Here is a 13,943-nt window from a genome sequence, read left to right on the forward strand (position 1 = left end):
CCATGGCGGAAGCTGAGTTCGGTTGCGACCTCTTGATACTCATCGACGGCAAAAACTGAATAGATCGAGGTTGAGCTGAAGACCGGCAGAGAATAGAGGTATTCGGCGCGCCATGACCAATCGTGGTCGCGGTGATAATCAAAGCCGCCATTGAAATAGGAAATACTGTTCGAGAGGTAATTGAACTGCCCCTCGCCAAAGAGGCTGAGCATCTGACGATACTCGTAATTGGCGTTAGCGCCGATCAGTTCGTTGGCGAGCTCGCTCTCTTCCCAGCGCTGAATGTAGGAGAGGCCAACTTGAAGATCATCGAACTTGCCGGAGAGTTCGACGCCATCAATCAAATCTTTGGCATTGTAGCCGGCATAGTAGGAGACATCGCCGCCGCCAAAGACCGTCAAGCTGAAGGGGCCGAGATCGCGGACTTTCAGATAGAGGCCGTCCATCAGCGAGGCCCCGGCCGTCGTTGAGATAAACTGGCGGCCGAGCTTGACATCGAGGTTAGGCAGTAATGCACGCTTTTCGAGATAAGCGTAGTAGAGCCGACTGTCAACGTCGACCTCGTTGGCCAGGTCATCGGCAATGCGGCCGTAACCGCGGAAATTAAGGCCGCCGCCATCAATATCCTTGACGTTGAGCAACAAATACTCGTAGGCGGGAACGGCCGTGTCTCCGTCGGCACTGTCATACCATTCGACTTCGGTACTTGATCGTCCCGAAATCGAGAACGCCCGAGCGCTCTCGGCTAGACTGATGCCAAACAGGCACACGGCAAAACCCGCCAGCAGGGATTGCCATCTTTTCATGTTGCCTCCTTTGTCATGTGTGAATCTCCTCGGTCACAAAGCGTTTGTAACCCTGACCACCCATTTCACCAAAAACGCCTCCAATACCCACTGCTTTGTCCCGTCCCCAGGCAAAGTTACATGCCTTCAAAAAGAGTAGCATACGCTATTGGAATCTCTAATCCGGCGGCGGGGAAAAACCCTATTCGTCAACAAAAAAGACAGGTTAAGAACTAAAGTTGGGTACAAAGGCAGATAGCGCACAAACTTCTGCCACTGTTCAGCAGAATATTTATTACCAAAGTTGTAGGGATGGGTTCCAGATAAGAATCCTTCACCATTGTTCACAAGTGGTGAAGAATTCTTCACAGGCAGGAAGGAAAGGCAGTTATTGCGGGGGGGTGTCTTTTGTTATCTGACTAAGGCAGGTCAAAATCCGCCCCCCTTGCGGGGTGAGGATATAGTTTTTGTGTTCATCCTGACCGACCAGATCGGCAGTGCGTAACATCTTCAGATGAAAATTCATCTTGGTATGGTCTTCGATGCCAAGATGGCGGGTGATATCCATAAAGCGGAGTCGCTGCTTCCGGCCGATCAGCTTGAGAATGTCGCGGCGAATCGAGTTGGCCAGACAGCTGAAGGTACTGTCCATCTCGATCTGAAAACCGCAATCGAGGAACCGTGCCTCCTCCAGACGGCGACGCACGGCGGTCAGTAACTCGTCAACCTTAAAGGGCTTGGTCAGATAGTCATCGGCCCCTTTACGCATGGCGGCGACAGCATTTTCTACGGTGGCAAAGGCGGTGATCATGATGATCCGGGTGCGGGGCGCCTGGCGCTTGAGTAACGGCAGAATCTCCTGGCCGCCAATTCCCGGCATGATCATATCGAGCAGCACCAGATCGAAAGTTTCGCCGCTCAGGATCTTGAGGGCTTCTTCACCACTGCTGGCGTTGGCGACAAAAAAACCGGCATCGACCAGTATCTCGCTGATCGTTTCGCGCAGTTCCTGATCATCATCGACCACCAGAATTCTATGCGCCATCGTGAACTCCTTGCGGGAAAGTCAGAGTGACAATGCAGCCACCCGGTGCGGCATTGGCCACGGTGATATGCCCGCCGTGACGCTCCATGATACCAAAGCAGATTGATAGCCCCAACCCAGTCCCAACCCCCACCTCTTTTGTGGTGAAGAAAGGATCAAAGATGGTGCCGAGATGTTCGAGCGCAATGCCGGGGCCACAATCGGTCACCTCAATCGTCACCCCTTCCGGGGTACTGCGGGATGTGAGCTTAATCGGCGCGCCAACAGGACTGGCATCCATGGCATTGATTAAAACATTGAGAAAGACCTCCTCGACCTTCCAGGAAAAACCCCGCACCGGCGGCAGCGGTTGCAGATTCAGGATAAAATTATAATCCTGCTGCCGGGGGCCAAGGAGCGTCAAAGTATTGCGCAATACCTCGTTGAGATCAAGAAGTTCGACAGGCGCTCCGAGATCGTCATGGCGGGAAAAGGTCAAAAGTTCGCGAGCGATCTTCGAGGCGCGATCGAGGTTGCGCTCGATGGCCGCAAAACGTTTAACGTAGGGAGCGCCGGGGTCGGTCGCATTGAGCGATTTCTTCAACAACTCGACATTAAGGGAGACATTGGCCAGGGGATTGTTGATTTCGTGGGCGATACCAGCCGCGAGTTTCCCCAGGGAGACCATTTTTTCCGACTGGGCAAAGCGCTGCAGGCGCTCTTCGATCTGGGCTTCCCGCTCAAGGTCGAAGATGTGCAAAGCGTTCATCAGAAAGTGCAGAATAAAGAGTCCGGCAATACCACGCAAAAGTTCGATGCGTATTCCCGGCAAGAGGATGACACCGGTCGGGACTAATCCGGCAAAGATTCCGTAACCGATCAGGGCAATACCGGCGGCGATGAAATTTCGTGCCACCTTGTCGCTGGTGGTGCGGATCGTCCCGGCATAACCGATGAGGCCGAAGCCGGCGAGAAGAGCGGCGGGGAAGGCGATAAAGTAACGCATGCGTAATGCGATTAGACGGAAGAACTCCGGAGTGAATTCGAACTCTTGCGTCAGAATACTGACGATGAAGAGCGGCAGCAAGGCCAGGACAAAGAGGTTCAGCTTCATTCGGTGCTGAGGATAAACAGATTTTAGCACGCTGTAGCCAAAGATCAGGAGGAAAACAAAGGAGACAAAGGCCGGCAAGAGGCGCAGGACGCTGATGATCGGCAGGTGTGGCGACAGGGTCGGCCACTCCAGGTAAAGAAAGAGAATGAGCCATTCGTGACAGGCATGGACAAAGGCAAAGAGCGCAAAGAGCGGCAGGTAACGGGCGATCGTCAACTGACTGCTGCGGGTGACCTTGGAAATAATCGCCACACCGGCGGTAAAAAAGACCAGTCCGTAAAAGAGAAACGTCAAAAAGGTGATAAAATTATTATTCGACACAATAACTGTCCTGTCGGCTGTCGGATGCTCTATTGCAAATTTGGACAGAGCAAGCAATGTCCCGGCGTTACTGACTCTTTCAAAGGACAAGAAAGCTAATACGATTGTCTTTGCACGTCAATAGCCTGCTAACGGACGCCCCGCCACTTTCAGCTTTTGACACGACTGTATCGGGCTGTTATTCTCCCGGCACCAGAATCAATCATGCAACCTCAGCCAAGGAACAGACCCATGTCCTCCCTCGATTTTGACCAGGAAGAACGCGCCTTCCGCAAATACTACGACAGCAACCGGCAACACTTCGAGACGGCCAAGAATGCTTACGTCAGCTTGATCAACGCCTGCCTCAAACAGGGGAATGGCGATGCTGTCAGCAAAATCGAAGGGCGGGTCAAGAACAAAGAGGAGTGTATCAAGAAGTTTGACCGCAAGTACCGCAGCCAACTGGAAGCAGACGAACAACCTTACGAAATCAAAAACTATATCTCTGATCTCATCGGCGTTCGCATCATCTGCCTTTATGAAGACCGCATCGCCAGCGTCGCTCAATTCCTGACTCAATCCTTTAAACTCATCGAAGTGACGGACAAGATTACGGCGATCGAAAGTACCGAGGATTCCTTCGGCTACAAAGGGCTGCACATGGATCTCGCCCTGCCGGACGAACTGACGACGCAGCCGAAATACCTGGCGTTTGCCGACTGCCCCTTTGAGGTGCAGATCCGTTCGCAGATCCAGGATCTGCCTGGAGTGTTTTGGATCACGAAATCAAATACAAAAAATCGATCCCCATCGAACTCAAGCGCCGTATTAACGTCCTCTCGGCCCTCTTCGAACTCGCCGATCGCGAGTTCAAGGAGATCCGCAACGCCACTGCCGACCTCATACAGCAGGCGACGGCCGCGCCAGTCAGTGACGCGGTCACCGAACGCGGTGACACTGGGGGAGCAACAATTCCGCCAGCCAGCGAAAAGATCGTCAACGCCTTTAACTTCTTGCGCATCGCCGGGCATTTCTTCAAGGATTTTGAATTCGAGGATGACAAAGTCGATGACTTTGTTCAGGATATCCTCCGCCTCGACGCCGACTTCACCCGCGCTGACCTGCATCAGAGCCTGCTTGAAAACCTCAAAGTCATCCGCGATTATCGTGATGACTTTATCGCCAACAACCCGGAACGGATCTTTACCCCCTACTCCTCCATCCGCCACTGCCTTTATCTCAACGACCCCGAGATCTTCAACAAAATCCTGTCAAAAGGAGCGCGCGAACGCTTTGACCTCTGGTGTGCGAACAAACGGCCTTAAGGATCACCGACAAATTCACGCCAACACTTGGGCAGGAAAAAGACAGAGGGGGCTTCCTTGACTTCAGGATTATTTTTTTATAATCTTTATCGGCGGGTCATTCTCAAACAAGGAGAAAAGAACCATGACAAAAAAATCGACTCTTGCTTCCCTCCTCACGGCAACACTCTTCATTGTCGGCTTCGTTACAATGGCGGCAGCTTCCCCCTTCAAGGTAGACCTCGAACTCTTCAAGTTCAATCCGTCCCTCATCGTCTACGAAAAATCGTCCGCTGAATTTACCGATCCCCAAACCTGCGGCGAATGCCACGAAGACAAATACCAAGAGTGGAACGGCTCGCTGCACAGCATGGCCTTCATCGATCCGGTTTATCAGGGCGAATTAAATAAGGCGACCAAAGCGGTGGGACACAGTATCTCCCGTCAGTGCGAAGGCTGCCACTCACCGGCCGGGGTTGTCACCGGCGAGATCAAGGGACCGGGGGTGAGTGGTCTCTCGGCCGTGGCCAAGGCCGGCGTCTCCTGCGATATCTGCCATTCGATCAGTGCGCTTAACCACGACAAGACCCCGACCAAAGAACCGGAAAATGGCTCCTTCGTCATTAAGCCGGGGGAAGATCGCCCGGACGGCCCAGTGCTGATTAAACATGGGCCGCGCCCCCTTGAGGAAGGTTGCGGCGACGGTTTTCATGAATGCAAGCAGACCGAGTTCCATACCCAAGCCGATCTCTGCGCCTCTTGTCACCAAGTCTATCACTACGAAAAACACTTCCCGATCGAAGCGACCTACAATGAGTGGAAGCACAGCCCCTATGCCCAGAAGGACATCCACTGTCAAGATTGTCACATGGTCGACACCGCAACTTTTTTAAAGGTGGCGGATACCCTGATCAAACCGGAGCGCAAAGATTATCGGCACTACTTCAACGGCGCCAACTACCTGCTCTATTACCTCGGCGCTCAAGCCGCTGAAAAAGCCGGCGATAAAGAACAGGCGGGGCGGCTGATGCATCAGTATGAGATGGCGGTCAAGCGCCTGCAGAACGCGGCGGAACTGGAGATTGAACCGATTTATCGCCAGGGGGCGCTGGCCGAAGTAAGGGTGCGGGTCAAAAATGTGCGCGCCGGCCACAACCTCCCGACCTCGTTAACCAATATCCGCCAGATGTGGCTGGAGATCATCGTCAAAGACGAGAAGGGGAAGGTCATCCTTGCCACCGGCGCCGTCGCAGCGGACGGTTCACTCGCCGAAGATGCCCGGCTCTTTAACTCGGACGGAATGGGACCGGATATGCATTTTGCCGTCGATCCCTGGATCATTACCGCCTTCTCCCGGCACGAAACCATCCCGCCCAAGGGCTATCGCGACGTTCATTACGGGGTGACGGCGCCAAAAGGGAGCAAGAAACTAACGATCGAAGCAAAACTGCGCTACCGTCAGGCCGATCAGAAGATTGCCGAAGCGCTGCTCGGTGCGGTGCCGAAGGATATCGATCTCGCCCGGGATTACGGCCTGAGCAAAGTTCCGACTTTGCCGGTCGTCGACATGGTTGCGCTGCAACGCGAGGTGGCGGCGGCGCAATAATATTTTTTGCAACGAAAGAAGAAAGGGCGGCCCACAGCAGGGGTCGCCCTTTTTTGTTTTCAGATGTTGACGGAGCTCAGCCGAGCAGCTCGAACTCCTGTGTCGAGCAGACAGAGAGGTCAAAACTGCTGACTGAGTCTTCATGCTTCTGTCAAGAGTTGAGACCCCTTTTAACCCTTCATGATATGGGTCTGGTGGTCCTGCGTATCGATGGCATTGCACATCGTCTTGCCGTCGATGGCCAGGCTTTCGTCTTTGTTGGCGTAGAGTTCATTCCATTGTTGCAGCGCCCGGTCGAGATGGTCGGGTTCGACGCGGATCAGGACATTACGGATAATCGATTCGCTGGGGACGATAAAGACCCCTTTCACGTAGCGGCAGCGGAACCGTTCCCGCGCTTTGGGGCCGAGGTTTTTCGCCCAATCCGAGATCGCCTTATAGCCACGCATCCCGCAGAGCGTCGCTCCTGCGGCAATCGCCAGCACCGTGGCGAGGCGATGGCGGCGCCCCTGGGGGGTTCGCGGGTCTGGAATAGCGGTAAAGAAATCGGGCAAGGATCGCATCTGATCGGCGGTCAACATCATCTTCGGAGCTCCATGACAATAACGGGGATGAAGGACAGGGCGAGATAACAATGATTGTGCTTTGGGCTGCAAGGGACGAACAAACACCATCTTGGGTGATTGAGTCAGAAGGCTATAGCCCTGACGAGAGCGACGAAACCCCTTGGTCTGCCCTACGCAAAGCCAGTTGGCCGCCTTGTAGACGGTGCCATGGTAGCGCTGCGGGTCAACAAAGGTTTCCATCAACAGCAGGGGATGGCCGAACCGCACCAGCCAGTCGTTTTGGATTCTTTTTTCGCACAACGACAAGGTGCGTGATCCCAAGTTCGGGATGTGCCACTGAGGCAGAATCAAAAATCGACTATTGTTGGCCACCAGTTTTAAACGATCATACTGGTGTCGGTAACTCCAACCAATCCATCGATCCCGAGCCGCGCACTTTAAAGCGGCGGCAGAAAAGGTCAATAATGCGACCCATTCGTCATTTAACGTCGCGACATACCAGAGGGTTTCGCTGATTTTAGGCAGATCCCCAAGGTAGTGATGACGTTGCATCAGTTCCCGATAACGAGTCTCTTCAAATGACACGGCGGGGCGAACGTGGATCGCGTTTAAACTCAATGTTGAATTCTCCGAGGATGAAGGAGTTTCCTTTATACGCGATCTGTGGCTGTTTGACCAGAAAAAAGATGAAATTGGCAAGGTAGCGGGGTTTGTGGGTTGGGACGAATTCGCCCTGGAAGTGATCATTTATCCGTTGATCTTGAACTGATCAGGCGCAAAACGCACGCCGCGGAGGAGGCCGCGATGCACTGCTGATCCGCAGCAGAAAAGAACGATTCATTCATTCATTCACAAGTTGTGTTTTTTCTATTACAATGACCGCTGGTTATTTGAATCTGCTGTTACTTGTCGGTTGCATCCGAAACCAGTAAATGACTTTTTCCGTCCCCAGTGGAGGATATTATGGCGATCATTGATGGCATCAAGCGACAGTTACGATCCGTTATCGAGTGGCGTGACCCCCGCCCCGACGCCCTGTTTACTCAATGGAGTGACAACGGTGACGAAATTAAAAATGCGTCGAAGTTGATCGTCAATCCAGGGCAGGGGTGCATCTTCGTCTATGAAGGGAACATCCAGTCGGTACTGATGAACCCCTGCATGGTGTCCCTTGATACGGCGAATATTCCGTTCTGGACCACCATCAGGAAATTTATGCAATTTTTTGAGAGTGAGCATAAGGTCGGCATTTACTTTTTTCGGACGACTAAAATACTCAATCAAAAATGGGGAACCCTGGCTCCGATCAAATATGAGGATACCAGATTCGGATTTCCCGTGGCACTGAAGGCGTTTGGCAACTTCAGTTATCGGGTCGTCGATCCACGCGATTTTTTTGTTAATGTCGTTGGGGGGCACAATGACTTTACGACCGATGCCTTTCGCACCATTATGAATGAGCGGCTGGTTCATTCCATCTCCGATTTTCTGGCTGAACAACGCCTTGCCTATACGGAAATCGATTCCCGGCGCGAGGAGATTGCTGCCGGTTTGTCCGCCAAGTTATCAAGCGATTTTGCCGTCTTCGGATTTGAATTTACCGATTTCAGAATTGAGGGGTTAAATTTTGACGACGATACGGTGCGCCGTATCGGGCGTATCGCTGACCTGGCCGCGGAAGCGCAGGCGGTCAAGGCGGTGGGCATCGATTACGCTGAACTGCAACGGCTTGATGCTTTAAAAGAGGCGGCCAAAAACGAGAGCGGCGGAGCCGGGATTGGTGTTGGCCTCGGTGCCGGGCTCGGCATGGGGCAGGCGATGGCCCAATCGATGGGACAATCAATCGCGGCGGCACCGGCAGCGGCAGACCCGCTGGCCAAACTCGCCCTGCTTAAACAGATGCACGCGCAGGAGCTGATCACCGACGAGGAATACGCGGCCAGGAAAAAAGCGCTCCTCGATGCCATGTGAGTCATCAACGATGCCGAATTGCCTGAGTTGCTCCGCTCCATTACCGTCCGATACCAGTCTTTGCAGTTATTGTGGCACCCGTAACGACATGGACTTGTCGGCGTTGAAACGCTATGCCGTCTCCCGTTCGCCATCGTCTCGCTACTGCCCTGATTGTGACATTCCTCTGACCGCAATGACTCTCGATGTTGGTGATCAATTTGTCATCGAACGCTGTGAATGTTGCTTCGGGGTGTTTTTCGACCCCGGCGAGGTACAGACCATGCTGGAAGCCTCGGTGGCGTCGGTCTTTGAAATCAATTACCAGCAGATCGTTAATATTTCCAGGGAACGTGGCAGTCAGAAGCGTCCGGTGCGTTATATCAAGTGCCCGGAGTGCGGCAAGCTGATGAACCGGATCGCTTTCGGCTATCGAAGCGGGGTTATCGTTGATCAATGCCGGGCACATGGGGTCTGGCTCGACAATGGTGAGCTGATTCAACTGATGGAGTGGAAACGGGCTGGCGGCGGGCTTTTGGCGGAGCAGCGCGCACCACAACGCCGCGCCGCAGCAGACACGGTTAAAAAGTCCGCCTATCGTTCGCCACCGACCGCATTAACGTCAGCCTCGCTCAACACTGACGCCACCTCGCCCGAGGATCCTTTTGATGAGCTGGTCACCTCCGCGGTCAATTTTATCGGTCGCCTTTTTCGCTAGAAAAAACGGTTCAAGGTCGGGCTGTTCGTTGAACCCGCGTTCTGCGGCCTTGAGCCGCAGCCCGTTCATCCCCCGTCAAAACGGTCGACGGCTCTTGCCTTGCTGGTAGGTGCCGTCAAACGGAGCGAGCTCAATACGGATATTATCGATAAACTCGCCATCCTTGACCGCCAACGGTTCGTCCAGTTGGCCGAACGGTTCCCCTTCCTGCGGCATATCCCAGGCATGAATGCGACCGGCCAGATAATAAACGCCCCCGGCGGGCAGATAAATGGTGAAACGCCCCTCGGAATCAGTGAGGCTTGAGGCATAGTCGGGAAGCCGTTTCATCTCGGCGTCGGTGTAAGCCATCGCAAAACCGCCCGGCACCGGCTGCCCGGCGGTGTCGGTGAGGATGCCGCGTACGCCGGTGTTCGAGGTCGCCTCAGTGACTTTTTTAAAAAACATCGGCGCCTTCATCGGGGCCAGACCGAGATTGACCAGCGACATCTTGCCGTCGATGACGCGCGTTACAATGCGCTGATGCTCGGAGAAATAGTCGCCGGGAGAGAGCGGACCGGTCGGGCTGCCGCTGGAACGTTTGCGGGCGACGACAAAGTAGGTCCCTGGCGGGACATCGATCATGTAACTGCCGTCAGCACCGGTCGGGGCGGAAATAAATTGCGACGGGCCGAGCAGGTTGGAAATCCCGTCGGGGTAAATATTGACGAAGGCTACCGAGACCGGCTGGCCGCCGTCTTTGAAGTAGACCATCCCTTTAATTCCGGTCTGTCCTCCCGCATCAACAAAATTTTCGACCCACAGGTCTCCTGCCGGAGTCACGGTTTTATTCGTCAGACTGGCACAGCCACCCAAAAGGAGTGTGGCGAGGACAAGCAGCAGTATATCTCGCGATCGGTTAAACATGGGAAACCTCCTTGCGGCAAGAGCGGTCTAAGATGATCAAAAATAAAATTTCAATAAGTGAGACAGTCAACTTGCATTCTAGCGTTTGTGGAGAAAATGTCAAAGGAGCTGGCGTCGCAAAAAGTCCACCCTCCGGCGTTACACTGGTTTTTCAGGACCTCGACCGCCTGATGCAGGCCTTCGCCCCTGAAAAACCACCAAGCCTTGGAGGACGAAATTTTTGCTTGGCCAGCTAATTTTTGCGAGTGCACCAAAGGAGCGTTGCAAATGAAATTGCGTGCAGATAGAATACGCGGATGACTGAGCAGACAGAGACAGACCGGCGGCCAGCGCAACTGCAACGGTTGCGTGAAGAACACTTTGAAGCGCTGATTATCGGCGGCGGCATCAACGGTGCGGGGCTCGCCCGCGACCTGGCATTGCGTGGTTTCCAGGTGGCACTGGTCGAGAAGGGCGATTATGCCAGTGGCACTTCGAGTGCTTCGACCAAGCTCATCCATGGTGGCTTGCGCTATCTGGAAAACTTCGATTTTCGCCTGGTTTTTGAAGCCTGTCGCGAACGGCGCACACTGCGACGCATTGCCCCCCATCTGGTCCATCCTCTCCCGTTTCTGATTCCGGTCTATCAGGGGGATCCCCGCCCGCTGTGGATGGTGCGCGCCGGGATGTGGCTCTACGACCTGCTGGCGCTCTTCCGCAATACCGGACGACACAGTATTCTGACGCCAAAAGTGGCGCTGGAACGTGAACCGGAGCTGCATCCCGAGGGGCTCAGCGGGGTCGCGCTCTATTGGGACTGTCGTATGGACGACGCCCGGCTGTGTCTCGAAAACATTCTCGGCGCAACCGCAGCGGGCGCAGTGACTGCCAACTATCTGCCCGTTGTTGAGCTGTTGCGCGAAGCGGGGCGAAGTGCCGGAGTCCGGGTCCGGGATACGGAGAGCGGCGATGAATTTATCATTCGGGCCAAGGTGGTGATTAACGCCACCGGGCCCTGGCTGGAGCACGTCTGTGCCTTGGCCGGGGATCATGGTGTGAAGTTGCGACCGACGCGCGGCACCCACATTCTGGTGCCACGCATCAATCATGGCGAGGAAGCCCTTTATTTGACCGCCGGGGGGGATGGTCGCCTCTTTTTTGTGATCCCCTGGAAAGAATTATCACTGATCGGCACAACCGACGATGATGATCGCGGTGATCCCGACCGGGTCGTTGCCACCGAGGCGGATATTGCTTATCTGCTCGCGGAATCGCGACGCCACCTGCGCAATGTGCGTCTGCAACGCCGCGATGTTGTTGCCTCCTTCTCCGGCTTGCGGGCGTTGGCGATTGATGAGGCGGCCAACACTGGCCGCACCTCGCGTGAACACCGGATCTACACCGACGCCAGCGGTCTGATTTCGATCGCCGGGGGGAAATATACCACTTATCGGGCGGTGGCGGCAGAGCTTGCCGATCTGGTCGCCAGGCGGCTGGGGAAATACGGCGCGGAGCTGACCGCTACGCTGCCATTGCCGGGGGGAGCGACCGGAAAATTTTCCCGCTATGTGGCGCAGCAGACCCCGCTATTGGCGAGGCGCTACGGCTGTGCCGATGCCACGGTTCGGCGCTTGCTGGGGATCTACGGATCACGGACGGAAGCGGTGCTGGCCCTGACCGCAACTGAACCGGAGCTGTTGCAACCGGTGGTTGCCGGTTCAACATTGCTCGCTGCGCAGGTCGTGTTTGCCGCTATGAACGAACAGGCCCGCACCCCCGAGGATGTATTGCGACGCCGCACGCCGCTGGCGCTGGAACGCGGTTGCGGCATGGCCGAACTGACTGCGGTCAGTCGTTTGCTGGCGCAACGGCTGGGGACGACAACGGCCACGCAACAGCAATGGGAAACTGATTATCGCCACAAATACAAGGATGTCGATGATGAAAATTGAGGTTAAAGCAGCAAACGCCCTGAAACAGAAGACCCCGTGCCTGACCCTCGGGGTCTTTGACGGGCGACTGTCACCGCAGTTGCGGGAAGTTGACAAACTGCTGGGCGGAGCACTCACGAACGCACGCCGTGACCAGGAATTCCGTGGCAAGGCAGGGGAGACGCTGCTCCTGACCAGCGCCGGACAGTTACCTGCCAGACGCGTGCTGCTGGTCGGGCTCGGCAAAGCGGCACAGGTTGACCGTGAAGGGTTGCGCCGCGCTGCCGCCAAAATGGTGCGCATTGTTCAGCAGCAACGTCTCGGCTCCGTCGTCACCGACCTGGCGACGCTGGGACCTGAAGGGCTGGCGGCAGCGGACTGCGCCGCCGCCGTGGTCGAGGGGGCCTGCCTGGCGAACTATCGCTTCGACCGCTATCGCACCGAGCAGCGTGACAAATTGCCGCCAGAACTGACGTGCGTGACGTTGCTGGCGTCACAACCCGCCCAGCTGGCGGCATTGACCGCAGGCGCTGAACGGGCGACGCAGCTGTGTCGCGGGGTAACGCTGGCGCGCGATCTGGTCAATGAACCGGGCAATATCAAGTCACCGGAATTTCTGGCGCAAACCGCAATCACCATTGCCGCCGAGACCGGAATGCGCTGCACCGTTCTTGATCGTGCACAACTTGCCGCTGAGGGGCTGGGAGCACTCCTTGCCGTTGCCCAGGGGAGTCTCCGCGAGCCGCGCCTGATTACCCTCGAATACCGTGGCGGCGGCGACGCCAGGCCGGTCGCACTGATCGGTAAAGGAGTGGTGTTTGACGCCGGGGGAATTTCGCTGAAACCGGCGGAGAAGATGGATGAGATGAAGATGGACATGGGGGGCGCCGCAGCAGTACTCGGCACGCTGCTGGTCGCGGCGCTGCTCAAGCTGCCGCTTAATCTGATCGGGGTCATCCCGGCTGTGGAGAATATGCCCTCGGGAAGCGCCATGCGTCCCGGCGACATTATCACCTCCCTCTCCGGCAAGACCATCGAAGTTCTCAATACCGATGCCGAAGGGCGGTTGATTCTTGCCGATGCGCTGACCTGGGTGGAACGCTATGACCCGCTCGCCATCATCGACCTGGCAACCCTCACCGGAGCGTGTATCATCGCCCTCGGCCATCACGCCACCGCGTTGCTGGGAAACAATGACAGGTTGGTCAGAGCCTTGCTCAAGGCCGGCGAGAGCAGCGGCGAACGGCTCTGGCAATTACCGCTGTGGGACAATTACGGCGAGCAACTCAAGAGCGAGGTCGCCGACCTGAAGAACACCGGCGGTCGTCCGGCAGGGACCATCACCGCCGCTGCCTTTTTAAGCAACTTCGTCGGTGAACGCCCCTGGGCCCATCTTGATATCGCCGGAACCGCCTGGGCGGAGAAAGCAGCCGATTTCACGCAAGGAGGTGGAACCGGGGTCGGGGTGCGCCTGCTGGTCGAATACCTTACGTCACTGGGGTAAAGAATTTTACCTTTATCGCAAGCCAATGAACGCCCTGTGGAAGCGCCCGGGGACCGGTTGCGTGGCCGAAACAAGGGGGTTTTGACCTTGCCAGTCTGGTGATTCTATGTTATGGCTAGGAGCCTGTCCGAGAATAAGGGCCGCAGCGAAAATCCAGAAGTTTGAGGGCAGATTTTAGCTCATTTGCAGCCTCATAGCCGTAGCTATGGGGCAAAAAGGAGCTGAAATATGAGCCAAACAGCTGGGTTTGCAG

Annotated in this window: 10 protein-coding genes and 1 pseudogene; 6 read left to right on the forward strand and 5 right to left on the reverse strand. The window is 55.6% G+C overall.

Translation table 11 applies throughout. The features are described from left to right. From K0A93_12860 to K0A93_12870, 3 genes are all read right to left on the reverse strand, one after another. The coding region (locus K0A93_12860; GenBank protein MBW6512981.1) for a hypothetical protein at window positions 1-806 on the reverse strand (806 nt) is incomplete at its 3' end. Between the two features lie 367 nt (window positions 807-1,173). Then, the gene (locus tag K0A93_12865) at window positions 1,174-1,830 is read right to left on the reverse strand and encodes a response regulator (GenBank protein ID MBW6512982.1); all 657 of its coding nucleotides are present in this window, start codon (window positions 1,828-1,830) and stop codon (window positions 1,174-1,176) included. Continuing rightward, window positions 1,820-3,244, reverse strand: coding sequence for a HAMP domain-containing histidine kinase (locus tag K0A93_12870; GenBank protein ID MBW6512983.1), 1,425 nt, complete (start codon window positions 3,242-3,244; stop codon window positions 1,820-1,822). The genes K0A93_12865 and K0A93_12870 overlap by 11 nt, the downstream gene beginning before the upstream one ends. 231 nt (window positions 3,245-3,475) lie before the next feature. On the opposite strand from K0A93_12870, the pseudogene K0A93_12875 reads away from it, so the two are divergent. Continuing rightward, window positions 3,476-4,551, forward strand: a pseudogene (locus tag K0A93_12875) ((p)ppGpp synthetase). Between the two features lie 124 nt (window positions 4,552-4,675). Further along, complete coding sequence (locus K0A93_12880; protein MBW6512984.1) at window positions 4,676-6,136, forward strand: cytochrome c family protein; 1,461 nt, start codon at window positions 4,676-4,678, stop codon at window positions 6,134-6,136. A gap of 170 nt (window positions 6,137-6,306) precedes the next feature. Here the strand turns inward: K0A93_12880 and K0A93_12885 are convergent, their stop codons facing one another. Further along, a complete protein-coding gene (locus K0A93_12885) occupies window positions 6,307-7,320 on the reverse strand; it encodes a DUF4338 domain-containing protein (protein ID MBW6512985.1) in 1,014 nt (337 codons plus the stop codon). Window positions 7,321-7,665: 345 nt separating this feature from the next. Between K0A93_12885 and K0A93_12890 the strand changes: the two genes are divergently transcribed. Both K0A93_12890 and K0A93_12895 read left to right on the forward strand, forming a co-directional pair. After that, window positions 7,666-8,673: an SPFH domain-containing protein gene (locus K0A93_12890; protein ID MBW6512986.1), complete on the forward strand. Its 1,008-nt coding sequence runs from the start codon at window positions 7,666-7,668 to the stop codon at window positions 8,671-8,673. Between the two features lie 10 nt (window positions 8,674-8,683). Further along, window positions 8,684-9,370 (forward strand): zf-TFIIB domain-containing protein, encoded by a 687-nt coding sequence (locus K0A93_12895; protein ID MBW6512987.1) that lies wholly within the window; start codon window positions 8,684-8,686, stop codon window positions 9,368-9,370. 75 nt (window positions 9,371-9,445) lie between these two features. On the opposite strand, the gene K0A93_12900 is transcribed toward K0A93_12895, so the two are convergent. Then, the gene (locus K0A93_12900; GenBank protein ID MBW6512988.1) at window positions 9,446-10,276 is read right to left on the reverse strand and encodes a hypothetical protein; all 831 of its coding nucleotides are present in this window, start codon (window positions 10,274-10,276) and stop codon (window positions 9,446-9,448) included. 296 nt (window positions 10,277-10,572) lie between these two features. On the opposite strand from K0A93_12900, the gene glpD reads away from it, so the two are divergent. Together glpD and K0A93_12910 are read left to right on the forward strand one after the other, a co-directional pair. Continuing rightward, on the forward strand, window positions 10,573-12,207 hold the full coding sequence (gene glpD, locus K0A93_12905; protein ID MBW6512989.1) for a glycerol-3-phosphate dehydrogenase: 1,635 nt from the start codon (window positions 10,573-10,575) through the stop codon (window positions 12,205-12,207). Continuing rightward, a complete protein-coding gene (locus tag K0A93_12910) occupies window positions 12,197-13,690 on the forward strand; it encodes a leucyl aminopeptidase (protein MBW6512990.1) in 1,494 nt (497 codons plus the stop codon). Before glpD ends, K0A93_12910 begins: the two co-directional genes overlap by 11 nt. Window positions 13,691-13,943: the final 253 nt, after the last annotated feature.

The organism is Desulfuromonadaceae bacterium, assembly GCA_019429445.1.
GTDB lineage: Bacteria > Desulfobacterota > Desulfuromonadia > Desulfuromonadales > JAHYIW01 > JAHYIW01.

Coding starts and splice junctions, on each gene's coding strand:
- K0A93_12865 (MBW6512982.1), bottom strand. CDS start 1,830: ATGGCGCATAGAATTCTGGTGGTCGATGATGATCAGGAACTGCGCGAA.
- K0A93_12880 (MBW6512984.1), top strand. CDS start 4,676: ATGACAAAAAAATCGACTCTTGCTTCCCTCCTCACGGCAACACTCTTC.
- K0A93_12890 (MBW6512986.1), top strand. CDS start 7,666: ATGGCGATCATTGATGGCATCAAGCGACAGTTACGATCCGTTATCGAG.
- K0A93_12895 (MBW6512987.1), top strand. CDS start 8,684: ATGCCGAATTGCCTGAGTTGCTCCGCTCCATTACCGTCCGATACCAGT.
- K0A93_12900 (MBW6512988.1), bottom strand. CDS start 10,276: ATGTTTAACCGATCGCGAGATATACTGCTGCTTGTCCTCGCCACACTC.
- glpD (MBW6512989.1), top strand. CDS start 10,573: ATGACTGAGCAGACAGAGACAGACCGGCGGCCAGCGCAACTGCAACGG.
- K0A93_12910 (MBW6512990.1), top strand. CDS start 12,197: ATGAAAATTGAGGTTAAAGCAGCAAACGCCCTGAAACAGAAGACCCCG.